This is a genomic window from Ghiorsea bivora (genome assembly GCF_000744415.1).
Taxonomy (GTDB): domain Bacteria; phylum Pseudomonadota; class Zetaproteobacteria; order Mariprofundales; family Mariprofundaceae; genus Ghiorsea; species Ghiorsea bivora.
Genome location: NZ_JQLW01000005.1, coordinates 153,398 through 178,146, shown reverse-complemented (window position 1 = coordinate 178,146; position 24,749 = coordinate 153,398). Strand labels below are relative to the sequence as shown.

Below are 24,749 nucleotides of genomic sequence, written 5' to 3'. Positions count from 1 at the left end.
TATGAAATATATTTGGATCATTTTGATGATGTTGTTGGTTGCACCTGTGGCAGCGCAAAGTGTTGAATACCAATGGCGCAATGTACAAGGTGAAACTGTGCAGCTGGATAGTTATAAAGGTAAACCCGTGATACTTCATTTTTGGGCAAGTTGGTGTCCACCATGTCGCTCCGAGATGCCCGAGATGAACAACTGGGTACAGCAACATCCTGATGTAAAAGTTGTCATGATTTCTTTGGATGCTGACCAAGCAGGTGCAGCAGCATTTTATGCGCAGAAAAACATTCAGCAGCCACTTAATATGGGAAATCAACGTGATACCATGGCGCTGGGGGTGCGTGGTTTACCGACAACCCTAGTCATTGATGCCGATGGAAATATTAAGGAACGACATATGGGTGATTTGAATTGGGCTGATGAGCGTGTGAGTTTGATGGTGCTTGATTGGCTGCGGTAAACATTTGGCTTTTGAGTCTTTCTTTGTTGTTGGTATCCACTGCATATGCCACAGGTATCATACTTAGCGAAAAAGAGGCTAAACAATTGGGCACGGGTGCGTTAATTATCCATGCTACATCCGTGAAAGATAGCTATGTTAAGGAAATTCATGCTTTTTTGCTTATTCAAGCGCCTGCAGAGAAGGTTTTTTCACTGATTACCGATTATGCGCATTTGCCTTCTTTTATGCCCAATCTTGCGCGTACAGAAGTGTTAAACAAAGATGATACTGGGGCTGTGGTGAACTATTATTTGGATTTACCTTTTGGTGTGCATAAACAATACCGTTTAAAATTGGATTATGATAAACAACCGAATAGCTGGCGTATGGCTTGGCATCAACTGGATTGGCAAGGTTTGGAGCCTGAACATACGATTGCTGACACTAGGGGTTATTGGTATTTGCAAGTGATGGATACGCAAACAACGCAGTTGCATTATTATACTAAGACTGACCCAGGGCATGTGCCATTTGGTTTGGGGTGGTTTGTGGATTATTTAACAGAAAAAACTGTGGTGAAATTATTAGAAAATACCAAAGCCAAGGCGGAAGAAAAATAAAACATGGCAAAAATTGGGCAACAAACAGTGTATTATGTGGGGTTGATGTCAGGCACATCATTGGATGGTATTGATGCAGCGGTGGTCAGTATGGCTGGTGATGATGTTGAGCTTGTGGCTTTTGTAACGTGTACGCTTGAAGACAAGCTCAAAGAACCCATTTTGCGCTTAAATCAGCCAGGGTTTGATGAAATTGATGCCATGGCCATGCTGGATAGAGCGTTGGGTTTTGCTTTTGCTGATGCGGCTTTACAGGCGATTGAAAAAGCAGGTTTAGAACCCAAACAAATTGTTGCCATTGGTTCGCATGGGCAAACACTACGTCATCGACCGCAAGGTATAGACAACAGTTTACCATTTACGCTGCAAATCGGTGACGCAGCAACCATTGCTGAAAAAACAGGTATTACAGTGGTATCTGATTTTAGAAAACGAGATATTGCAGCTTGCGGTCAAGGTGCGCCGTTGGTGCCTTTTGTGCATCAGCGATTGTTTGCCCAAGCCAATAAAAATATTGCGGTGCTCAATATCGGCGGCATTGCCAACATCACCTATTTAGGCGCGAATGGATTGGTTCTAGGTTTTGATACAGGTCCAGGTAATATGTTGATGGATGCTTTAATGCAAACCATGACAGACGCACGCTTTTGTTATGATAAAGGGGGTGAATTGGCAGCCTCTGGTGATATTTATCAACCTTTGTTGGAGGATTTACTTCAACACGTTTTCTTTAAAAAAATACCACCGCGTTCTACAGGTCGGGAAGATTTTGGTGAAGATGTTGTGCAGCAAATTATGGCTGTGGATATGCCTGATGCCGACAAAATGGCAACGGCATGTGCATTCACTGTACAAAGTATTGTGGCAAGCTTACAGCACCTTCCAGAGCAGCCTGATGCTTGGTATATCTGTGGCGGTGGCGCGTTTAACAAACATCTTATGCAGCAGCTTAGGGAAGAACTTGCACCTGCCCAAGTGCAAACCACCACGGATATTGGGCTGCCAGTAGAAGCGGTAGAAGCCGTGGCTTTTGCGGTGCTTGCAGAGCGTACGCTGGCGGGTGAAGTGAATACTTTATCGGCAGTGACAGGTGCGTTACATGATGTCAGTGGTGGGCAGGTTATTTTAGGCAAGAATGCAAAAGTTGTGGTAAATACTTAAAAACCATGAATTTATAAGGCGTTGACACTAATCGGCAGAGTTTTAGCTTGCCGCTCTTTGATATTACTAGGTTTAGGATGATTTCTCATGCAAATGACTGGCGCTGAAATTTTTGTAGAATGTTTGAAACGCGAGGGCGTGGAAGTCATTTTTGGCTATCCTGGTGGCGCGGTGTTGCCAATTTACGATGCTATTTTCCAACAAAGCCATTTTAAACATATTCTTGTGCGTCATGAGCAAGCAGCACTTCATGCAGCCAATGGTTATGCGCGTGTATCGGGCAAATGTGGTGTTTCTTTGGTCACATCAGGACCAGGCGCAACCAATGCCATCACAGGGCTTGCTGATTCCAATGCTGACTCGATTCCCAATGTTTGTTTCACAGGGCAAGTACCGCTGCCCATGATTGGTACGGATGCATTCCAAGAAGCAGATATTATTGGTATTACGCGCTCGGCTACCAAACACAATTTTTTGGTGAAAAATGTTGAGGATTTGGCATTAACCATTCGCCAAGCTTTCCACATTGCAACCACAGGTCGCCCCGGTTCGGTGGTGGTTGATATTCCTAAAGACTTGGGTTTCGCGAAGTGTGATTTTGTATGGCCGGAAAAAGTGAATATGCGTTCGTATCAACCGCGTACATCAGGGCATGCGGGGCAAATTAAGAAAGCCATTAAAGCCATGCTTGAGGCCAAACGTCCTATGCTTTATTCAGGTGGCGGCATCATGAATGCGCAAGGTTCTGCAGCCTTGTTGAAAACCTTAGCACATCAGTTGAATGCACCTGTGACCAATACCTTGATGGGTTTGGGTGGTATTCCGTTTGATGATAAACATTTCGTGGGTATGTTGGGTATGCATGGTACATATGAAGCCAATATGGCGGTATCGCATTGCGACTTATTGGTGTCCATTGGTGCACGTTTTGATGACCGGGTTACAGGTCGTTTGGATGCTTTTGCACCCGATGCCAAGATTATTCATATCGATGTTGACCCAACATCCATTTCTAAAAATGTAGATGCGGATTTACCTATTGTGGGTGATGTGGGTATTGTATTGCAGCAGCTTCTTGATGAGTTAAGTCATCAAGGTGGTGTGCCTGATTTGGAAGCATTGAAATTGTGGTGGCAACAAATTGATGAGTGGCGGGCTAAGGATTCATTAGGTTTTGAACAAAGTGAAGAAGGACCGATTAAACCACAAACCGTGATTCATAAAGTGCATGATATTACCAAGGGTAATGCCATTGTGACCACGGATGTGGGGCAACATCAAATGTGGGCTGCGCAGCACTATGGCTTTAAAGAGCCGCATAAGTTCTTAACTTCAGGTGGGTTGGGTACGATGGGTTATGGTTTGCCCGCAGCGGTCGGTGCAGCCATGGCTGCACCGAATGAACCGATTGTGGTGTTTACAGGTGATGCCTCGATTCAAATGTGTATCCAAGAGCTAGCAACGGCTTATCAGTATCGCCAAAAAATTGTGGTGGTGTTATTAAACAACGCCTACATGGGCATGGTGCGTCAGTGGCAAGAAATGTTCCATGAATCACGTTTTTCACATTCTTATTTTGATTCATTGCCTGATTTTGCCAAATTGGCAGAAGCTTATGGTGGTGTGGGCATCAAAGTGGATACATTGGATGAACTGGACAAAGCCTTGGAAGTGGCATTTGGTAGTCAAGAAAGCTTTGTGTTTATTGATATTGCCGTGGCAAAAGAAGAAAATGTATTCCCAATGGTGCCTGCAGGGGCTGCATTGAATGAGATGGTGTTGGCATGATGAAGGAAAATCGTCTTTTTCCCCGATTTCAGCGTTGTGACAGCTTCTGTGATGCTCATGTATTATTGAAATACACTCCGCTTCTCGAAGCTGACTCGCCTTGCACTCGAACAAAAATCCTGATTTTCGTGGGTAAATGAAATGAGACATACAATTACAATTTTAGTTGAAAATGAGTTTGGTGTGCTTACGCGTATTGCAGGTTTGTTTTCAGCCCGTGGTTACAATATCGAAACCTTAAATGTTGCGCCAACCTTGGATGAAACAGTGAGTCGCTTAACTTTGGTGACACGTGGCGATGAAAGAATCATCGAGCAGATCAAGAAACAGCTCAACAAATTGATTCCTGTGATCAAAGTGGAAGACATTTCACATATGGTGCACCTTGAGCGCGGCTTGTTGATGTTGAAGGTGATTGATGTAAAGGGTTTACGTAAAGCTGCTGAAACTTCAGGTGCTAAAATTATTGACCATGAAGCAGACAGTTATTTTATTGCTGAGTTTACGGGTTCACCTGAAGAAGTGGATACTTTTTTGGTGAGTATTGATGCAGAATATATTATTGAAGCTTCGCGTACAGGCCCAGTGGGTATGCGCCGTGGTAGCAAGGGGTTTGTGGTTTAATCATGGCACAAATTATTGATGGTAAAGCTTTAGCTGCAAAACTAAAAGTGGATATGCAAATGGATGTGACCACTTTGGCACAAAAACATGGTCGCTCACCTGGTTTGGCAGTGATTCTTGTTGGGGATGACCCTGCATCACATGTGTATGTGAAAAACAAAGAAATTGCTTGTGAAGAAGTAGGTATTGCCTCCATTTCACATAAATTGCCTGCTTCAACCACGCAAGAACATCTTTTGGGGTTGATTGCTGAGCTAAATAACGACCCTAAAGTGGATGGTATTTTGGTTCAATTGCCGCTTCCTGAACATATTCATGCTGATAAAGTATTGAATACCATTCACGCAGATAAAGATGTAGATGGTTTTCATCCTTTTAATGTGGGTTGTTTGGCTGTGCGTCAGCCTGCGCTTCGTTCATGTACACCATATGGTTGCATCAAACTTATTGAGACCACAGGCATATCCTTTCATGGCAAAGAAGCCGTGGTGGTAGGGGCATCCAACATCGTGGGTCGCCCTATGGCTTTGGAATTGTTGCTTGCAGGGGCAACGGTTACAGTATGTCATCGGTTTACCGAAAACCTTCAATCGCATATTGAACGTGCAGATATTGTGGTTGCCGCAGCGGGTAAACAAGGTTTAATCCAAGGTGAATGGATTAAGAAAGGTGCGATTGTGATTGATGTGGGAATCCATAGGTTGGAAGACGGCTCACTTACAGGAGATGTAGATTTTGAAGCTGCATCCAAACATGCAGGTTGGATTACGCCCGTACCGGGTGGTGTTGGTCCTATGACGATTACAATGTTGTTATCCAATACGATTTCAGCATTTAAAAATCATGTAGGGCTTGTTTAATCCATGCCTGTTTTAAGTATTCAAACCAATATGAAAGTTGCAAATAAAGAAACATTTCTAACATCTGCATTGGCTTTGGTGGCGAATGAATTAAGCAAACCCGAAAGTTATGTTATGATTCATATCTCGGATGCGCAAGCCATGAGTTTTGCAGGTACAAGCGAACCATTGGCGTATGTTGAGCTTAAAAGCTTGGGTTTAACCAGTGGTCAAACGGCAAGTTTATCCAAGCATATCTGCAATTTCTTGAGCGAAACACTATCCATTGATGCATCGCGCATTTACATCGAATTTTCAGCACCTGAGCGGGTTATGTTCGGCTGGAACGGCGGTACTTTTTAGGTTTTACTTGATGATTTTATCAAGAGACTGAACTAAATATTCACTTTCAGGTTCATTTGCAACAAACTCTGAAAGCTGCCGCTTGTCGATAAACCCTCTAATTTTTGAACGGTATAAATCAGCAATAGCAGGGTTCTCAATTTCAAGTTTTCTAGCCTTACTTATTTCTAAAAACGCTTCTTCTTGGTCAATACCCAAATACCTACGCCCAAGCAGGTTTGCAGCGATACCAGTTGTACTGCTGCCTGCAAAAGGATCTAAAATCCAAGCACCTTTTTGCGTGGATGCAAGAATGATTCTTGTGAGTAATGACAATGGTTTTTGCGTGGGGTGTTTGCCACAAGACTTTTCCCATTTTGCAATAGCAGGCAAGCGCCATACATCTTTCATTTGTTTGCCATCATTTAGTTCTTTCATCAGCTTATAATTATAATAGTGAGGCACTTTTTCATGCTTCCTTGCCCAGATAACAAATTCTGTGGAATGCGTGAAATACCTACATGAGAAGTTTGGTGGTGGGTTGGTCTTTTCCCATGTAATGATGTTTAAAACCTTGAAATCTAGTTCGGTTAATAGTTGCCCAATGTTGAAAATATTATGTGCTGTGCCGCTAATCCAAATAGTGCCATTATCTTTTAATTTATTTCGAGCAAGTTTTAACCATCTTCGGTTAAACTTGTTCATTTCTTTCGCACCTAACGATTTGTCCCATTTTCCTTTGTTTACACTAACTATTTTTCCATTCTTTATTGTTAAACCATCATTAGATAAAAAATAAGGTGGATCTGCAAAAATCATATCAAATTCAAACTTGAATTTTGGAAGAATTTTTAAAGAGTCATTCTTTAGTATAGTAAAAGCATGGTCATTAGATTTAAAATACGAACGAATCACTTATCAAGGCTTTAACTTATAATGTTTTTGAGTCAAAGCTGTAGGTAAGTCGAGTAAAATTCTTAAGCCAATATTAAAGTTGGCTTTCATTTTTTCTTCAATTGATATTGCTTCTTTGCGAGACTTAGGCTTATGACTAACTGCATTGCGATCCTTACAAAACGATTTACACATCCCCAGAACACCAACATCAACAATACTTTCTTTAATTAGTTCCCCAATTAGTTTGCTTTGAGCTATGTATGTTGGCGGATTAAAGCCACTAAAGGTAAACTTATCTTTTTTCTTAGCCTCACAGGCTAAATTTAATACGATATTTTCTATAGATTGCCCTAGCTTTTGAAGTCCAACCTCAGGCTTCCCATCAATCATATAGGCTTCATATGCCTCTTCAATTAGAGGGCGAATTTTTTGTTTATAATCACTTAGTCTAATTGGTGATAAATGTAAGGGTATTGAGACACCTAAATTTTCAATTGCGGCGAAACCACCAGAATCAAATGATATTAGACCTATACCATACTCTTTGGCTTTCTTTTTCTCCGCTTCATATTTTTTGATGTCAGTCTGTCGCTCAAGAGGGTAAGCAATAATAACTTTTACAGCTATACCTTTTACAGAAACATCAGAATAGAAATCACGAATTGAATCTGGAAAAGGACTTGAGGCAACATCACAAACAACTATATGAGTTTTAGTTTTCCAATGAATTGTTGGACAGTAATTTATGTTGGGATCAAATGGCTCCTCTATTTTAGGTTTTTTACAACCAAGCCTTTGTTGAATTTTTTTTATTGATGCCTCTGCAACTTCCGCCAAATCGGGTTCTAATAACAAATATGTATTCATATCTGTTATTGTAAAAGGTCATTAATACGATTTCGGATTTTAAGAAGAGCATCTTTCAGTAGAGGGTCTTGAATTTGTTCTGCTGACAAGGCATCAAGTTTCGCAAAGAACAAGTTTATATTATTTGAAATAAGCCTGTCTTCATAGTGAGATTGAACGGTCTCATTGTAAACTTCAATAATACCAACACTATTATCAGTAAATATTGTGTTCAATTCCTTTTCTATTAATTCAGGGCTATAAGCTTCGCCATCAATGGCAGTTGCAATCTTGGTCAATTTTCTGAAGTCAGTAACACTTTTAATATCTTTCCGTATGTACTTTTCAATCAAAATATCTCGGACTTTATCAATATTATCTTCTGATAATATTTGAGGGAACCTTTTCGTAACACTTCTTAATGACTGCTCCATCTCAAGGAAGAAATCTTCAGAGTAAAGCTGGTCTTTTTTTGGTTTTTGCAACTCTTCCTTGATTAGATTCTTAAACCTCATTGGTAATGCAATAATTAGTTTACAACGTCGGATAACTCCAGAGGTCATTCCTGTTTCAGCACTTATTTCTCGTTCAAGAGGTTCCGAACCTTTCTTGGTTCTTATTAGATCAATTACACGCTCAATCTTATTGGCAATAGTAAAAATATCCCATTGTTCTCTGAGCCCATGAATATTAAACATGAGTAATAAGTTTTCTAATTCAGAAGGCTTTTCTTGTATAATAGCGGGAATGGAAGGGTAGTTTAACTTTAAGAAGGTTCTCCAGCGTCTTTCACCATCAATAATAATGAATTTATTATCATCATCACGATAAACTGAAATCGGAACCTGTAACCCTATTTTTTTTATTGAGACTAATAGCTGCTCCAACTCTTCTTGTCTAAAAAATATTCTTGGGTTTTCAGGATTTCTATCCAAGGATTTAATTGGAATATTTTTTAGCTCTGCTTTATATGACATAATTAGTCCCTCAAAACTTTAAGGATAATTTCATTTCTTAGCATTTCCAAGTTTAATAAGTACTTAGCCGTATCAAAATATTCGCGAAGTGGCTGCAATGTTTTAACCCAGCCAGCACCATCTGTAACCCAAACAAATTCAATACCTTGGTTGTTCCAATGCTCATTCATTTTTATGTATTCTGTAGCTGTTGATTTAAGCTTAGAACCACCACCATTATAGAAGTTCACTTCAAAGAAGAACAACTTACCTTGTTTATTTACAACGAAGTCCATTCTTCTTGAGGATTTCAGTATTTCTTCATCTATGGCTATATCAATATCCCAAGCATCTTTGATGGTTTTTGCATTTGCTTCTTTGAGGTAAGGAAGACTCAGCTCAGTGCAGGCTTCTTGAATATATCGTTCCACCAAATTTTCCATTTGGTGCCCGCTTCTATTTTTACGACCATTGCTGTCTAGCCCTACTTCCACACCTGTTGCAAAATCAACAAGGTTTTTCACTTTTTTGTCTTGGACAAGCTTGCCTAAGCCTGAATTTATAAAGAAAGTTGCAATACTTTGCGCTTCTTCTTGGTTTGGTTCTTTAATAGAGAGGTCAAAGTTATCATATTGGTAATTCACGGGGTCAATTAAAATGTTAAACTCTTGCGCTTTTTTTGTTTTAAAACGAATGGCTAGCAAGAGAGGGATTGCGTTAACAACTTTAGGGTATTCTAAAATTAAGCTTGTGAGTTCAGTGAAAATATCATCTTTGCCAATCAATACATTCAATAAGTTCAACTCTTTTTCATATGGGAGAACCCCACGGTAAACTTTGTCCCAATTCACATAATAATCCCATTGGGTGATGCCTTTAAGCTTTAAAGTGTTTTGAAAGTATTCAAAGAGTTCATCATCTGATTTAAGATTTAGCCACTCCGTTAACTTCTTCATCTTAAGCGACACTCGCTTGATTCGTAATAAGAAGCTCATGGATACTGCCACGCTTTGCCGAGTTCGAGTTGATAGATCGTTTCGCCAAAACTCGGTTAATTTTATAACCTGAATATAAATCATCAAAGAACATGTTTTTTTCTTCCATCTGGCTTACATCAGAATTGCTTAAAATCCAAGCATGACCATGGTTATTCAAGGTGTTACAGAAGTCTCTTAGGCGGACTTGCTCGCGGTCGTTAAATTCATCTTTAGCGTAAGCATTGAAGCTAGATGATTCGCTAAGGGGTTTGTATGGCGGATCGAGATAAAACATGGTGTTTTCTTCGGCATATTTAACCGTTTCTTCAAAGTCACCATGAAGAATAGTTACCCTTTGTAGTGCTTCGCTCACTTTTTTCAGGTTTTCCGCATCGCAAATCCTAGGTGCTTTATAGCTGCCGATAGGCACATTAAACCCGCCACTTCTGTTTACGCGATATAAACCATTAAAACATGTTCTGTTTAAGAAAATAAACAAGGCTGCTTGGGTAAGATTGTTTTCTTTTTTTGTGTTAAACGCTGCGCGCTTAGCATAGTAGTATTCTTTTTTTACATCTATATTTTCAGCTAACTGATGATATTCTTTTTCCCATACTGCCAATTGCTTGATGAGGGCATCCACATTACTGCGGATGGTATTGTAGGTATTGATAAGATCGGCGTTGATATCATTGATGACACATTTTTTCACATTAGGGAAGTTGTTGAGCACCCAAAAAAGGACAGCACCACTACCTACAAACGGCTCAATAAAAGTGAACTTATCATGCTTTTGGAAAGGGAAGCGGGACTGAATATCGCTAAGAAGTTGTGTTTTACCACCTGCCCACTTCAAAAAAGGTTTAACTTGTTTTGACATGAAACTCCCCTCATAAACAACGCGATCAACACTAGGGTTTGAGCTGTTGTTTTGCCAGTAAAAAATCTTACATTGTGGGCTTTCCTTGTATATCTCTAATCCGACCCTATCCTGCGTTTCCCCTCAAAATCATTATGTGTGCGATGTAGTGATTAAATTTATGTGTTTCACGGTTATAAACAATGATTTCTACAACTGGTATTACAATGCAATTCGGGCAGAAGCCCTTGTTTGAAAATGTTACGGTCAAATTTAGTGACAATAACCGTTATGGCTTGATTGGTGCCAATGGCTGCGGTAAGTCTACATTTATGAAGATTTTGGGTGGTGATTTGGTGCCTACGGCGGGTTCTGTGCAGATTGGGGAACATCAGCGCATTGGTAAATTGCGCCAAGATCACTTTGCTTTTGAAGAACATACTGTGCTTGATACCGTGATGATGGGTTATGAAGAGCTGTGGAAAATCAAAGAAGAAAAAGATGCGATTTATGCGCTGCCTGAAATGAGCGAAGAAGATGGGATGCGCGCGGGTGATTTGGAAGCTGCGTTTGCCGAGCTTGATGGCTATAGCGCGGATGCCAATGCGGCTGATTTGTTGTTGAGTATGAATGTGCCGATTGAATTGCATGATGAGAAAATGAAGTCTATTGCGCCGGGGTTGAAGTTGCGCGTACTTTTAGCCCAAGCCTTGTTTGGTGACCCTGAAATTATTCTGCTTGATGAACCGACCAACAACTTGGATATTAATGCCATTCGCTGGTTGGAAACGGTGATTTTATCGCGCAATGCAACCATGATTATTATTTCGCATGATAGACACTTTTTAAACAGTGTATGCACGCATATGGCGGATGTGGATTATGGTGAGATTCGTTTGTATCCGGGTAATTATGACGATTACATGGAAGCCGCAGCTTTGGTGCAAGAGAAACTATTGCAAAGCAATGCCAAAAAAGCAGATGAAATTGCAGAGCTGCAAGCTTTTGTGCGCCGTTTTTCTGCCAATGCATCCAAAGCAACCCAAGCACAATCTAGGGCTAAAAAATTGGACAAAATTAAGCTGGATGAAGTCAAAGTATCCAGTCGTGTGATGCCGTTTATGCGTTTTACGCAAGATAAGAAGCTGTTTAAAATTGCTTTAGAGCTCAAAGGTGTGAGCAAAAGCTTTGATGACCAGCAGGTGATTAAGAAATTTGATTTGATGGTGCCTGTTGGGGAGCGGGTGGCAGTGATTGGTGCCAATGGTATTGGTAAAACAACATTATTGCGTTGCCTTGCGGGTGATTTAACTGTGGATACTGGTGAGGTCAAATGGTCTGAAAATGCCAATATTGGTTATTATGCCCAAGACCATACCCATGACTTTAAAGACAATGAAACCGTGTTTGATTGGATGGCACAGTGGAAAAAAGATGAACATGGTGAGCAAGAAATCCGTGGAAACCTTGGACGCATGTTGTTTTCCAAGCAAGATATTGAAAAACGTGTTCAACAATTGTCCGGTGGTGAAAAAGGGCGGATGTTATTTGGTAAATTCATGTTCCAAAACCCCAATGTATTGTTGCTTGATGAGCCCACCAACCACATGGATATGGAATTTATTGAGTCGCTAAACTCAGCTTTGGAGCGTTACGAAGGTACGTTGATTTTTGTGTCTCATGATAGGGAATTTGTATCATCATTGGCGACACGCATTATTGAAATTACTGAAAATGGTATTACCGATTATCATGGTACATATGAAGAATACCTTAAGTCTCAAGGTGTAGTGTAACCACAGTTAATTTTGTTTGTTACGCAGTGCCTTGGCAATCGCCTCGCTTAAGGCATTGATGTGATAAGGTTTACTTAATATAATTTCATTCTTAGCAAGGATATTTTGGGTCAAGGTGCTGTCGGGGTCATAACCTGAAGAAAAGATAATCTTGCTATTGGCTTGAATGTTTCGAATACGCTCGGCTGCTTCAATACCACCAAGGCGGGGCATCACAATATCGGTAATCACCAAGGCAATGTCGTGTTGATTGGCTGTGAATATATCAACAGCTTCTAAACCATCTGATGCTTGTAATACGCGATAACCCAGCGATTGTAATACATCGGTGCCCATTTCAAGCATCATAGCTTCATCATCAACCAATAAAATAAGTTCACCATGACCTTTGGTAGTGAGTTTGTCGCTGTTCTCAGTTTTTGGCAGAGCTGTTTTGTTTTGTAATAAAGGAATGTAGACATGGAAAGTTGTGCCCTGATTTTCATGGCTAGCCACTTCAACAAAACCTTGGTGGCGTTTAACAGCACCAAAGACCATGGATAAACCCAAACCTGTACCTCTGCCGACATCTTTGGTGGTGAAAAAGGGTTCAAAGAGGTGTTCCAAGTGTTCATCGGGTATGCCACAGCCATTATCTTGTATACTTAACAAAGCATAGTGACCAGTCTTGAAATAAGGTCGCTGTTGCACAAAATCTTCATCAACATCATAAGTACCTAGTGTGACATTAATGCATGGTTGGCTGCTGTTTTCCACGGCATCACGGGCATTATTGACAAGGTTCAGTAATACTTGGTGAATTTGAGTGGTATCGCCATGAATAAAGGTCGTATTTTGTTCTATATCAAGATTAAGTTCGATATTTTTAGGTATGGAGGTGCGAATTAAACCAAATACTTCAGTGACCAACTGGTTAAGATTAAGGTCTGTCATGCTAACTGTGTCTTTGCGGGCAAAAGTTAACATTTGCTGGATTAAACTGGTGGCGCGGTCGGATAACTGTTCGATACGCGTTAATTTTTGCATGGCATCGCTATCTTGAGCATAACGCATTTGTAATAAATATAAATTGCCTGTGATGCCAGCCAAAATATTATTGAAATCATGGGCAATACCACCCACAAGTGTACCAACAGCCTCCATTTTTTGTGCTTGTGAAAACTTGGCTTCAAGTAATTTGTGCTCAGTCAGGTCGCGTTGAATAGCAACGAGGAAAATGGCTTCACCATGTTGATCAAAAATAGGGGAAACTGTTCGTTCAACTTCAAGGAAAGTACCATCTTTGCGTTTGATAATGATTTCACCCTGCCAATGTTGCCCAGCATGATCTTGGGCTTCTAGTTTTTCATAAAAACTTGGTGGATGCTGGTCGCTGCGTAGTATTTTGATATACTGACCGACAGCTTCTTGCGCTGAATACCCCGTCATCTTTTCAAAAGCGGGGTTCACATACTCCAATTTCGCTTCTAAATCACAGATCATGATGGCATCTTGGGTATGCTCAAAGGCACCATAAAGCTTTTGTAACAGGTCTTCATGTTGCTGGCGCTCCATGACTATGCCGGCAAGCCTTGCGCCTGATTCTAAGTCTGCCAGTTCAAGTTCATTGGGTAGCGCGGGGTGATTATAATACATGCCAAATGCACCCAACACCTTCCCTTTGTTGTTTTTGATTGGCTCAGACCAACAGCAGCGCATACCGTGGGGCAGAGCAACATCCTTGAGGTTTTCCCATTTAGGATCTGTGGCAATATCCTCCACGAGTACACGTTCCCCGGTATAGGTTGATGTGCCACATGAACCTATATTCGGCCCATTTTTTAAGCCGTTGATGGCATCACAATAGGGCTTGGGTAAACTTGGTGCACCACCGTGAATGAGTGTATCTCCTTTTAGCTCTAATAATGAGCAGCGCATGCCAGGATGTCTGCTTTCATAAAGCAGGGCGACGGCATTATATACTTCAGTTGCGGGCACCCCCCTAGCAATCATCTCTAATATTTTGGATGTTTGATGCACCATATCTTGGGACGCCCGCATGAATTTTTCACGGGTCACGCTTTGCAAACGTAGGGTAATGTTTTGTAAATGTGTTTTATAAAGGTTGTTGGCGGTGATGGCTAAAAAGACCGTATAAAGAGAGCACATGAAAGCAGAGGAGAGTGATAACTTTGTATAATCAAGAAGTAAATTAATGGTAAGTGGTACCATGGTTAAGAAAAGAAAAATAAAAACAGGTGTACGTAATATGGAATGGGTAGTGGTAGCGCCTGCTGCCATACCTGCTAAAAGAATAATCGTAGCAGCTTGGTACTCAAAGTTGTTTTCGGGGAGCAAGAATATACCTGCAGCCCCCCAAGCAAGACCTGCACCTATAGTTAAGGAAGTATAAGACATTTCCCAAAATTTAATATCTTGAGCCGCAGGTTGTTTTTGTTTAAATGCGAAGTAAAAAACAATACGAGCTATACTAATGACAGCTATAAGGCTTAACCATAGTATAAGGGTGATATGTGTAATGTAAGACCATTGCATATAGGTTAGTACGCAAGCGGCTATAGTTGTGGCTATAGCAGCCTTGAAGGAGGAGTTGTAGAGTAAATATACTTGCTCTTTACGGATTTTAAGGGCTTGTGTGGTGTTAATAGTGTCCATAGGCCCTCCATTAGTTACTATCCCACCCTGTCGAATCGTAGCATTGCGCATAGAAAAAATCACTTGCCTTTATAATATGGGTTTAGGGTTTGCTAATTTATATAGCAAAAAGGAGCATGTATGAAAAGTGCAATGGCAAAACATATATTGGTCAAAAACAAAGCTGAAGCAGATTCTATTAAGATTAAGTTGAATAAAGGCGAAGACTTTGCCAAGTTAGCACGAAAATTTTCTATTTGCCCTACTGCCAAGCGAGGTGGAGATTTGGGCGAAGTATTTCAAGGGCAGCTGGTGAAAGCTGTAGAGCAAGTTGTCTTTAAAAAGCCTTTATCACAAGTGCATGGCCCTATTAAATCCAAGTTTGGCTACCACCTTATTGTCGTATATTTCAGGAACTAACTGTTACGTTTAAGGTTGACTTTTCCACGATTTTGCGTATGATAAAACTTGGCGATAGGTTTTGCGGCCTACCCACTTGAGTCGATAAGCTCTGTAGGGGTTTGATGTTACTTTTGCTGTGTGAAGCCCACTGGTTGGGTTGCCTAATGCCTGAGTACGATAACCCACTTAAGCGAAAAGGGTTCTGTGGGTAGGCCGTTTTATTGATACATCATAGCCATACGTTGCACTATTGCCTTTAGCCTTTTAGTTTGCGGGCATGTTAGTCACCGAAACAACCGAAAAAAAGTCCAAGCTTAAAAGTTTAGATACATTATTTATTAAAACTTATGGCTGCGCTATGAATGTTTATGATAGCTCCCGCATGAGTGATTTGATGCAATCAGCTTATGGTTTACGTATTGTTGATGAACCTGCTGATGCAGATGTGATTTTGATGAATACCTGTTCGATTCGCGAAAATGCTGAAAATAAAGTGTATTCAGAGCTGGGGCGTTACAAAAAGATTAAAGATAAACGCCCTGACTTGATTATTGGTGTAGGTGGCTGCGTAGGGCAGCAAGAAGGCGAGCGCATTCAACAACGTGCGCCATATGTGGATATTGTGTTTGGACCGCAGACTTACCATCGTTTACCTGAAATGGTGAAAGAGATTCGCCGGAATCGTGTGAATCTTACAGAAACAGACATGCCCGAAATTGAGAAATTTGACCATTTACCTAAACCCAAAGTGGAAGGTTTGACGGGTTATGTCACGATTATGGAGGGTTGTGATAAGTTTTGTACTTTCTGTATTGTGCCTTATACACGGGGTGCTGAAATTTCACGTCCGCCAGAAGATATTTTAAAAGAATGCCAACAACTGATTGATGCGGGGGCAAAAGACATTTCATTGCTAGGGCAAAATGTGAATGCTTACCACTGTGAAAATGAAGATGGTGAAACAGTAGGTTTTGCGGATTTATTGCATTTGGTGGGTGGTTTAGAAGGTATGGAGCGTTTGCGTTTTTCCACTTCTCACCCTATGGAAATGACCACTGAGCTTTGTGAAGCATTTGCTGAGATTCCAACCTTGATGCCATATTTACATTTACCTGTGCAGTCGGGTTCAGATGTTATTCTCAAAGCCATGCACCGTGGACATAAACGGGATGATTATTTTAAGGCGATTGATGAGTTGCGCTTGCATACACCTGATATTGCTTTGTCTTCAGATTTTATCGTGGGTTTCCCTGGTGAAACAGAAGAAGACTTTGAGATGACTTTAGACTTGGTTCGTAAAGTAGGTTACGACTCTGCTTTTTCCTTCAAGTATTCACCGCGACCAGGTACACCCGCAGCCAAAGCGGAAGATGATGTGCCGGAGCATGTAAAAGATGAGCGTTTGCAACGTTTATTGGCTTTGTTGCGCGAGCAATCACGAGAGCGCATGGAAAAACAAGTGGGTAAAACCAGCCAAGTATTGGTGGAAAGCAAAGGTAAAAATGAAGGTGACCTGCAAGGGCGCACACCTGATTTCCGAATTGTACATTTTAAAGGTAATCCACGTTTGATTGGACAAACCATGCCAGTAAAAATTACAGCTGCCTATAATATGTCGTTAAGGGGCGAGTTGCTCATTGAAGATTAAAGAGCCTGTTTTATTTGAGTGTAGTGAGCTTGATGCTGCAACATTGGCGCTGTTTTGTGGTACGAATAATCAGCATATCAAAAAAATTGAAGATACATTTCATGTCAGTTTGCGCGGTCAAATGGGTAAATGGTTTATCTTGGGTGAGCAGGCTGAAGATGCCGTATTGGCACTTGAAGCTTTGAAACAACAAGTCAGTCAGGGCAAGATAGAAAAACAAGGCGTGGAAGATATGTTGCGCGAATTTCGGAGCGGTGCTGTGTCAAAAGAAAGTTATGATGAAAAGGTGAATGCTATTGTATTGGCAGCAGGGCGCAGGAATATTCAAGGTAAAACACCGAATCAGCGTAAATATTTACAAACCATTGCCGATAAAACTTTAAGTATTGGTGTAGGGCCTGCTGGCTGTGGGAAGACATATTTGGCAGTGGCACATGCCGTTGTTGCTTTGCAAACCCATCAAGTTGAGAAGATTATTTTAACACGACCCGCTGTAGAAGCCGGTGAAAACCTTGGTTTTTTGCCAGGTGATTTACAGCAAAAGGTTGATCCTTATTTGCGCCCTCTTTTTGATGCCCTTTCGGATATGATTGGCACAGAGAAAATGGCAGCTTTGATGGAGCAAGGGGTGATTGAAATTGCACCTTTAGCCTATATGCGTGGGCGTACACTCAATGATGCCTTTGTCATTTTGGATGAAGCGCAAAATACAACCAAAGCACAAATGAAAATGTTTTTAACGCGTCTGGGTTTTGGCTCAAAAATGGTGGTTACGGGTGATGTAACACAGGTGGATTTACCACGCGAGCAAGACAGTGGTTTATTGCAAGTATTGACGGTGTTGGCTGGTGTGAAAGATATTGGTATTTGTCGTATGAGTGCCGAAGATGTGGTTCGGCATAGGTTGGTTGAAAGCATTGTACATGCTTATGATAAATATGATTGATATTATTGTAGATGATGATGTGAATTTACTGGTTTCACAGCAAAATATTGAAAGCGCAGTGAAAGTAAGTTGTTTAGAAGCTAGAAACATCAGACAACCATCCGTTTGTATTCGTTTTTCCAGTGATGAAGTGGTACAGCAACTGAATGCACAATGGCGCGAAAAAGATAAAGTCACTGATGTGTTATCCTTTCCCATGCAAGATGGGGCTAGTTTTGATGCTGATGAATCGCTTGGTGATATTATTTTAGCTGTACCTTTTGTACAATCAGAAGCGATGCGTCTAAACTTATCTGTAGAGGCACATAGTATGCATTTGATAGCACATGCAATATTGCATTTGTTGGGGTATGACCATATTGCCGATGATGAAGCGCAAGTGATGCAGCGGTTAGAGAATCAAGTGATGTTAAAGCTCGGATTACACCAGCCATACCCTGAATACTCCGATGAGGTGAATTGATGAGCCAATGGCGCTGTAAATTACGCAAAAAATTGCTGGATTGGCTGCGACCTGGTGAAACAGAGGAAGAGTTGTTAAATATTGTGCAACGTGCTGAGTTTATTCGTTCGGATGAGCAAAGACGTATGCTGATTCAAGCTGTAGAGTTTCATGATACACGGGTGCGTGAAATCATGACACCGCGTTCAAATCTCCACACCATAGACTTATCCATTTCAGCCGCTGATTTAGAAGAAGAAATGATGAATGCCAAAGTTACTCGGTTGCCCGTGACGGATGGTGATTTGGATAAGGTTGTTGGTGTTGTTTATCTTTGGGATTTGTTTGCGGCGCGTATCAAAAACCAAACGATTGTTTTGTCGGATATGTTGCGTCCATGCCCTAAAATATCTGAGCTGCAACGGGTTGCAGGATTATTGTCAGAAATGCGCGAAGGCAGCCATATTGCCATTGTACAAGATGAGTTTGGCGGCACGGCGGGTTTGGTAACATTGTCTGATTTACTGGAAGAAATTGTAGGCTCGATTGATGAAGATACCCAAGAGGATGATGCAGGTATTACTCGGCTTGAGAATGGTGATATTGAAGTATTGGCGCGTGTACACATTGAAGAGCTTGGCGAGGCTTTGAACATGGAATTTGCTGAGGGTGATTACGATACCGTGGCAGGTTTAATTACCAGTGAACTTGGGCGTATCCCTGTGAGTCGAGAGCGGGTGCAGATTGCAGGGCTTCATATGTTGATTGTTGAGGCAGACCCAAGGCGAGTGATACGGGTTCGTATTCGTCCACAAACGCAAGATTGATGGATGGTTTAGAAGTCGTTGCTACGATTATGGCAGCTTGGCTGTTATTGGTAGCCGTTGGGTATTGGGCACACCGACAAGCGTTGGGATTAACCAAAGACATGCTCATTGCTTCGGTTCGCGCACCACTCCAGTTGTTATTGTTGGCGTTTGTGTTGCATTGGTTGTTTGATATTCAATCGTATTGGGCACAAGCGGGTATTATTTTAGGCTTTTGTATTCTCGCTGGTTATACTTCCGCGGGCTACCATTATCGCTTTGGACATGCTTGGTTATCGTCGAGTTTTGGGCTTGCTGTAGCTTGTTTGGTGACATTACCTTGGCTTATTTTTGTACAAGCCTTTGAAGATAATGCGCGCACACTTATTCCTTTGGGCAGTATGGTTGCAGCCAATGGTATGAACGCTATCTCGATTATGTTTGAACGTGTAAAACCTGTTGAGGGTGTAGCGGTAACCACAGTCAAAGAAGGGTTGAGAACAGCGATGATTTCACCGATTAATACGCTTAAAGTAGTGGGTTTGGTACATATGCCGGGAATTTTTGTTGGCATGATTTTAGCAGGGAGCACAGTGTTTGCGGCTGCATCAGCGCAATTGGTGGTATTGTATATGATTGTTGCTTCCAGCTTTACGGCCTGTGTGGTCAGCTTTTTAATGATGCAACATTTGCATAAAGGGGTTGTAGAAGTAAAAAATGAACAATAAAATTGCAGTATTGGCATCAGGCAAAGGAAGTAATTTAAAAGCAATCTTAGAAGCTGTTGCGCGTGGCGACTGTTGCGCAAAAGTTGAAGTGGTGATTTGTAATAAAGCGGATGCGGGTGCTTTGCAAATTGCTAAAAAGGCTGGGGTGCCCCATGTTTATTTTATTAATCCAAAAGATTATGTAGGACGAGAAGCATTTGATGCAGCGTGTAGCCAAGTGATTCAAGATGCTGATTGTAAGTTGATTGTACTGGCAGGTTATATGCGCATTTTATCTGAAAGTTTTATTCAGACCTTTCCACAGCACATTATTAATATTCATCCTTCGCTGCTTCCGTCTTTCATTGGGGCGGATGCTGTAGGTGATGCACTGCGGTATGGGGTAAAGGTTTCAGGCTGTACGGTGCATATTGTCACAAAAGAACTAGACAGTGGGCCTATACTTGCTCAATCTTGTGTGCCTGTGTTAATTGAAGACGACCATGCTTCATTGCATGCTCGGATTCAAGAAAAAGAATATGAGATTTATCCTGATGTGATTGATAAACTTATAAAAGATAGTTGAGGGGAGAGAAAATGTTAAAATATGTATTGGGTTTGTTGTTGCTATTACCACATTTAGCGACAGCAGGTGAAGCCCGCAACGTCAATTTTGCGGCATTTCAGAAGGTGGATAAAGACTTTGAGTTTGAAGCGGTTGTAGAAGGTAAATTTAGTGATTTTATTACAGCAATGCGTGGCTCACAAATTCTTGCCTTAGCGCACACGGCAGGTGCTATTGATGGTGATGTGATTACTTTGCAGACCAGCGTATTGCGTGATGAATCAGGTAACCTTGGAGACTTTGGTATTGATTGCCAATTGAGTTTTAAAGATGAAAGTGTAGGCACTGACCCGTCATACTTACTGGGTGGTCTTTGTAAAATTATTCAAGTAGGGCGCGGTAAGAATGTTCGTGAAACATTATTCATTCCACATACAAATATCCCAGATACTTCACAAGGTTTTGATGGATGGTTTATGTTGGATGAAGATGAAAAAACAGGTATTGCATTTTATGCAAATGTAAGTGTATCTGATTAGTTATTACTGATTATTTGATTCAGGTTATCATTTAACGCATAGTGCTATGTTTATGGGAGGTTTTTGATGTTTAAATATCTATTGGTTTTCATTCTGTTTATTCCAACTTTAAGCTTAGCCGGTGAGGTTAGAAGCGTGAATTTTGCGGCATTTCAGAAGGTGGATAAAGGTTTTGAATTTTCACCGATTGTAGAAGGAACGTTTAGTGATTTTATTTCGGCGATGGAGGGTTCACAAATTCTTGCCTTAGCACACACTGCAGGTGCTATTGATGGTGATGTGATTACTCTGCAGACCAGCGTATTGCGTGATGAGTCAGGCAGCCTTGGTGATTTTGGTGTGGATTGTCAGCTGAGTTATAAAGATGAAAGTACCAAAGAAGATACCTCGTTTTTATTGGGTGGTCTTTGTAAAATTATTAAAGTAGGGCGTGGTGAAAACTTGCGCAAAACATTGTTTATTCCACATACGAATATTCCAGATACTTCACAAGGTTTTGATGGATGGTTTATGTTGGATGAAGATGAAAATACTGGTATTGCTTTTTATGCCAATGTGAGTGTTGAAGACTAATACACCCACTGTTGTGGTTGTGGTTGATTTAAAGATCTAAGCCAAAGCTTAGGTCTTTTTTTATGTGTTTATTTGCCGATACAAAATTCAGAAAAAACTTTGTCGAGAATAAACTCTACATCACCAATACCAAGAATTTCACCAAGCGTAGACCATGCCCTGCGCCATTCCATGGCTGTTAAGTCAATCATTTCTTCTCGCCCTAACATGTCTAAACCCGCAACAATATGGGCGAGTGATACTTCAAGCGCTGCGCGATGTCTGGAGGAGGTCACTAAGGCGGACTCATCTGTCAAATCAGTGTCTCCCAATTGGGTTGCCATGACTTCAATCAGTGTTTCTAAACCTTGGTTTTGTTTGATGGAGATGGGTAAGAAGTCTTTGGCATCTAAGGTTTTGGTTTTATCGACCTTATTCATGACTTTGAGGTGAATATGAAGGTTTTCAAAATGTGTTTCGGGTGTCCAAGTTTCAGGTCGAGAAGCGTCAGCAATAAAAATAACCAAGTCTGCTGTTTCGGCAGTTTGTTTGGCGCGTCTTACCCCTTCTTGTTCAACAATATCATCAGTTTGCCGCAAACCTGCGGTATCGGTCAGGCGGATAGGGATACCATGCACTTCAAAATCAACTTCTAGGGTATCACGGGTAGTACCTGCAATATCTGTGACAATGGCTCGGTCACGCCCCGACAATGCATTTAATAAACTGGATTTACCAACATTGGGTTCACCAATAATGGCAACGGTTGCCCCTTCAAATAAACGTTCGCCAAGTTTACTGTTTAACTGTTGCTGAATAGGCGTTATGAGTTCGGATTCAACACGTTGGCGAAGTTGCCCATAAAAAAGTTCTGGTACTTCATCTTCTGGGAAATCTAAACATGCTTCTACATGTGCCACCACAGAAGTTAAATCATCCATATACTGGGATATACGGCGACCAAATGTGCCATCCAATTGTTTTTGGGCTTGTTTGGCAGCTCTTAGGGTGGCTGCATCAATACATGCCACCACAGCTTCAGCTTGGGATAAATCAATCTTGCCATGTTCAACTGCGCGGCGGGTAAATTCACCAGGCTCAGCAGCACGACAGCCAAGCATTAAGGTGCGTTCGAATAAGGCTTTCAGCAGCATAGGGCTACCATGAGCTTGTAGTTCTACAGTATCTTCACCTGTATAAGCGTTCGAGCCTGCAAAATAAATGGTTAAGCCATGATCAATGGTTTCACCTTGATCATCGTACCAGTGGTGAAAGTGGGCAAAGCGAGGTGTGAAGGGTTTATCACGTTGGCATAGCTTTAAAGCGATGCTAGCAGCCTGTGGCCCCGATAAACGGATGATACCAATGCCACCCCGACCATGTGGGGTAGCAATCGCAGAAATAGTATCATTCATCGTAACGCGCTATTCATTTGCTGTGTTAGCAAACTTCTCTCCTTTGCCTTGATCATGATGTCATTGGGAGCAATAGCTATGAAGCTCGGAACTTAGTCAACATTCATGCTCCGCATAACCAAACGTTGCTGAATGATGGAAAGAATATTATTCACAACCCAATACAAGACCAAACCTGCAGGGAAGAACAAGAACATCGCCGTCATAAACAAGGGTAAGAATTTCATTACCTTAGCTTGGATTGGGTCAGTTGGTGCAGGGTTAAGCTGCATTTGGATAAACATCGATATACCCATTAACACAGGTAATACGAAATAAGGGTCTTGTACGGATAAATCATGTATCCAACCGTAGAAAGGCGCTTGGCGCAATTCGATAGAAATAAGGAGTACTTTATAAAGCGCAAAGAATATAGGCATTTGTGCTAAGATAGGTAGGCAGCCACCCAGTGGGTTTACTTTGTTTTTCTTATACAGTGCCATTACTTCTTGGCCCATTTTTTGTCTATCATCACCGTAGCGGTCTTTGAGCCTTGCCATTTCAGGCTGAAGTTTGCGCATATTCGCCATAGAGCGATAACCACTTTGTGTTGGGATAAATAATATCGCTTTTAGGGCAAGCACCATCAAGATGATAATCAAACCATAGTTAGGGATATATTGGTGCAACCAAAGCATGACTTCGTGTAATGGTTTGGCGATAACCGTTAACCATCCGAAATCAACCGCTCGATCAAGACCTACACCAAGTTTTTCTAACTCGGGCACAGATTTAGGGCCAACAAAGATATTATTTTCAAATACCATGTCACCATTATCCACGACACCATCATGGATAAGCCCAGCTTGATATGCTCTGCCATCACCTTTAAAATAATAACGGTAGTGTTCTTCTTGGTCTGCAGCATAAATTGTGTTCATGAAATAGCGGGTCATCATGCCAGTCCAACCGCCAACGGATGCAAATTTTTTCTCACCCGTTTCATCCAACTCGTCATAAGTCACTTCAACTAAATCACCGTTAAACAACCCAATCGGACCATCATGTTCATTGTAATTTTTTGTTGCAGCTTCAATTGGATTTTTCTCAACGACTTGTAGGTATAATTTAAGCCCAGCACCGCCTTTGATACGGTCTTCTGTTTTAAGAACATACGAACCTTGTTCTAAAGTGTAAGTACGTTGCCAGATGTAACCATCGCTCAATTTACCTTCAAATTGAGCCACTGTTGTACCATTGTTATCTTGAAGTGAAACAAGTTTGAAGGGTTCAACGAGTTTTTGCGTAAGTACGCCGCTGTTGATATAAGCTTGATGAAATTCATTTTGCAAAAGAAGTTTGATTTTTTCTGGGTTGTCGAGTGCTTGTTGGTATTGAAGCAGTGTGGCTTCAGTTAACCAACCGCGGGCATTGATTTTCAAGGATAACACATCATTGCCAAATTCAGAAATAATGTTGGTTGCTAAAACCTCTTTGCTTGTTGCAGGTTTGGTGACGGTTGCTTGTGTAGCATTGTTTGGTGCTTGGGCTGTAGCGGTAAGTGGCGCTATGGTGTGTTCAGCATCGATTGGGCTTGGAACATCCTGTTGTGTCACAGGTTTTATAACTTCTTGTTGCGGAAACATCCAGCCCCAAGCCATGAGAACAAACATGGAAAGTGCAAAAGCTAAAATCAGGTTTTTGTTGTCCATTCGATAAATCCTATATGTTTAAATGTGTTAAAAAAGGTTGCTGCCTACGGCAGCGGGTCGTAACCATGACATGATGAGAACGGATGGCAACGTAGAATACGTTTGAGCGCCAACCAACCACCTTTGATGGCTCCGTATTTTTGCAGTGCTTCAAGTGCATACTCGGAACAAGTGGGCATAAAACGACAGCGCGAAGGCAACATGGGTGAAATAATATAGCGGTAGAACTGTACTATTTTGATTAAAATCCACTGCATA

26 protein-coding genes are annotated in these 24,749 nt (G+C 41.3%); 17 read left to right on the top strand and 9 right to left on the bottom strand.

Translation table 11 applies throughout. The features are described from left to right. Position 1: 1 nt before the first annotated feature. The 7 genes from DM09_RS01380 to DM09_RS01350 all read left to right on the top strand — a co-directional run bounded on the left by DM09_RS01380 (position 2) and on the right by DM09_RS01350 (position 5,834). Positions 2–457: a TlpA family protein disulfide reductase gene (locus DM09_RS01380; protein WP_038246995.1), complete on the top strand. Its 456-nt coding sequence runs from the start codon at positions 2–4 to the stop codon at positions 455–457. Then, positions 445–1,059, top strand: a complete 615-nt coding sequence (locus DM09_RS01375; protein ID WP_051937894.1) for an SRPBCC family protein — start codon at positions 445–447, stop codon at positions 1,057–1,059. Before DM09_RS01380 ends, DM09_RS01375 begins: the two co-directional genes overlap by 13 nt. A 3-nt stretch (positions 1,060–1,062) precedes the next feature. Then, positions 1,063–2,220, top strand: coding sequence for an anhydro-N-acetylmuramic acid kinase (locus tag DM09_RS01370; protein ID WP_038246994.1), 1,158 nt, complete (start codon positions 1,063–1,065; stop codon positions 2,218–2,220). 87 nt (positions 2,221–2,307) lie between these two features. Then, entirely contained in the window at positions 2,308–4,008 is a 1,701-nt protein-coding gene (ilvB, locus tag DM09_RS01365; protein ID WP_038246993.1) for a biosynthetic-type acetolactate synthase large subunit, read from the top strand. 141 nt (positions 4,009–4,149) lie between these two features. Then, positions 4,150–4,632, top strand: coding sequence for an acetolactate synthase small subunit (gene ilvN / locus DM09_RS01360; protein ID WP_038246992.1), 483 nt, complete (start codon positions 4,150–4,152; stop codon positions 4,630–4,632). Between the two features lie 2 nt (positions 4,633–4,634). Further along, entirely contained in the window at positions 4,635–5,492 is an 858-nt protein-coding gene (gene folD / locus DM09_RS01355; RefSeq protein ID WP_038246991.1) for a bifunctional methylenetetrahydrofolate dehydrogenase/methenyltetrahydrofolate cyclohydrolase FolD, read from the top strand. Positions 5,493–5,495: 3 nt separating this feature from the next. Then, the gene (locus DM09_RS01350; RefSeq protein ID WP_038246990.1) at positions 5,496–5,834 is read left to right on the top strand and encodes a phenylpyruvate tautomerase MIF-related protein; all 339 of its coding nucleotides are present in this window, start codon (positions 5,496–5,498) and stop codon (positions 5,832–5,834) included. Positions 5,835–5,837: 3 nt separating this feature from the next. Here DM09_RS01350 and DM09_RS01345 read toward each other — a convergent pair whose 3' ends face one another. From DM09_RS01345 to DM09_RS01325, 5 genes are read right to left on the bottom strand one after another with little or no spacing between them, the layout of a single operon-like run. Next, positions 5,838–6,728 carry a DNA-methyltransferase gene (locus tag DM09_RS01345; protein ID WP_038246989.1) on the bottom strand — a complete coding sequence of 297 codons (891 nt, stop codon included), beginning with the start codon at positions 6,726–6,728 and terminating at the stop codon, positions 5,838–5,840. Between the two features lie 3 nt (positions 6,729–6,731). Then, a complete protein-coding gene (locus tag DM09_RS01340; protein WP_038246988.1) occupies positions 6,732–7,577 on the bottom strand; it encodes a hypothetical protein in 846 nt (281 codons plus the stop codon). Between the two features lie 5 nt (positions 7,578–7,582). Beyond that, complete coding sequence (locus tag DM09_RS10950; RefSeq protein WP_051937892.1) at positions 7,583–8,533, bottom strand: ParB/RepB/Spo0J family partition protein; 951 nt, start codon at positions 8,531–8,533, stop codon at positions 7,583–7,585. Positions 8,534–8,535: 2 nt separating this feature from the next. After that, the gene (locus DM09_RS01330; protein WP_232507714.1) at positions 8,536–9,507 is read right to left on the bottom strand and encodes a type II restriction endonuclease; all 972 of its coding nucleotides are present in this window, start codon (positions 9,505–9,507) and stop codon (positions 8,536–8,538) included. Beyond that, on the bottom strand, positions 9,470–10,369 hold the full coding sequence (locus DM09_RS01325) for a DNA adenine methylase (protein ID WP_038246984.1): 900 nt from the start codon (positions 10,367–10,369) through the stop codon (positions 9,470–9,472). The genes DM09_RS01330 and DM09_RS01325 overlap by 38 nt, the downstream gene beginning before the upstream one ends. Before the next feature lie 182 nt (positions 10,370–10,551). Between DM09_RS01325 and DM09_RS01320 the strand changes: the two genes are divergently transcribed. Beyond that, on the top strand, positions 10,552–12,144 hold the full coding sequence (locus tag DM09_RS01320) for an ABC-F family ATPase (protein WP_038246982.1): 1,593 nt from the start codon (positions 10,552–10,554) through the stop codon (positions 12,142–12,144). Positions 12,145–12,150: 6 nt separating this feature from the next. On the opposite strand, the gene DM09_RS11280 is transcribed toward DM09_RS01320, so the two are convergent. Then, positions 12,151–14,799, bottom strand: a complete 2,649-nt coding sequence (locus tag DM09_RS11280) for a hybrid sensor histidine kinase/response regulator (protein WP_198401636.1) — start codon at positions 14,797–14,799, stop codon at positions 12,151–12,153. Between the two features lie 120 nt (positions 14,800–14,919). On the opposite strand from DM09_RS11280, the gene DM09_RS01310 reads away from it, so the two are divergent. From DM09_RS01310 to DM09_RS01270, 9 genes are all read left to right on the top strand, one after another. After that, positions 14,920–15,198: a peptidylprolyl isomerase gene (locus DM09_RS01310; protein ID WP_038246981.1), complete on the top strand. Its 279-nt coding sequence runs from the start codon at positions 14,920–14,922 to the stop codon at positions 15,196–15,198. Between the two features lie 259 nt (positions 15,199–15,457). After that, positions 15,458–16,828, top strand: coding sequence for a tRNA (N6-isopentenyl adenosine(37)-C2)-methylthiotransferase MiaB (gene miaB, locus DM09_RS01305; protein ID WP_051937890.1), 1,371 nt, complete (start codon positions 15,458–15,460; stop codon positions 16,826–16,828). Continuing rightward, positions 16,818–17,774 (top strand): PhoH family protein, encoded by a 957-nt coding sequence (locus DM09_RS01300; RefSeq protein WP_081881037.1) that lies wholly within the window; start codon positions 16,818–16,820, stop codon positions 17,772–17,774. The genes miaB and DM09_RS01300 overlap by 11 nt, the downstream gene beginning before the upstream one ends. After that, positions 17,752–18,237, top strand: coding sequence for an rRNA maturation RNase YbeY (ybeY, locus tag DM09_RS01295; protein WP_232507713.1), 486 nt, complete (start codon positions 17,752–17,754; stop codon positions 18,235–18,237). Before DM09_RS01300 ends, ybeY begins: the two co-directional genes overlap by 23 nt. After that, positions 18,237–19,043, top strand: coding sequence for a hemolysin family protein (locus DM09_RS01290; protein ID WP_038246979.1), 807 nt, complete (start codon positions 18,237–18,239; stop codon positions 19,041–19,043). The genes ybeY and DM09_RS01290 overlap by 1 nt, the downstream gene beginning before the upstream one ends. After that, the gene (locus DM09_RS01285) at positions 19,043–19,750 is read left to right on the top strand and encodes an ABC transporter permease (protein WP_038246978.1); all 708 of its coding nucleotides are present in this window, start codon (positions 19,043–19,045) and stop codon (positions 19,748–19,750) included. The genes DM09_RS01290 and DM09_RS01285 overlap by 1 nt, the downstream gene beginning before the upstream one ends. Then, positions 19,740–20,315, top strand: coding sequence for a phosphoribosylglycinamide formyltransferase (purN, locus tag DM09_RS01280; protein WP_198401635.1), 576 nt, complete (start codon positions 19,740–19,742; stop codon positions 20,313–20,315). The genes DM09_RS01285 and purN overlap by 11 nt, the downstream gene beginning before the upstream one ends. Positions 20,316–20,326: 11 nt before the next feature. After that, positions 20,327–20,833, top strand: coding sequence for a hypothetical protein (locus DM09_RS01275; protein ID WP_038246976.1), 507 nt, complete (start codon positions 20,327–20,329; stop codon positions 20,831–20,833). Between the two features lie 66 nt (positions 20,834–20,899). Next, positions 20,900–21,406, top strand: a complete 507-nt coding sequence (locus DM09_RS01270; protein ID WP_038246974.1) for a hypothetical protein — start codon at positions 20,900–20,902, stop codon at positions 21,404–21,406. Positions 21,407–21,474: 68 nt separating this feature from the next. Here DM09_RS01270 and mnmE read toward each other — a convergent pair whose 3' ends face one another. From mnmE to yidD, 3 genes are all read right to left on the bottom strand, one after another. Further along, the gene (mnmE, locus tag DM09_RS01265; RefSeq protein WP_038246971.1) at positions 21,475–22,800 is read right to left on the bottom strand and encodes a tRNA uridine-5-carboxymethylaminomethyl(34) synthesis GTPase MnmE; all 1,326 of its coding nucleotides are present in this window, start codon (positions 22,798–22,800) and stop codon (positions 21,475–21,477) included. A gap of 92 nt (positions 22,801–22,892) precedes the next feature. Then, positions 22,893–24,491, bottom strand: a complete 1,599-nt coding sequence (gene yidC / locus DM09_RS01260; protein WP_038246969.1) for a membrane protein insertase YidC — start codon at positions 24,489–24,491, stop codon at positions 22,893–22,895. Positions 24,492–24,535: 44 nt separating this feature from the next. Then, a complete protein-coding gene (gene yidD / locus DM09_RS11275) occupies positions 24,536–24,748 on the bottom strand; it encodes a membrane protein insertion efficiency factor YidD (protein WP_081881036.1) in 213 nt (70 codons plus the stop codon). Position 24,749 lies beyond the last annotated feature (1 nt).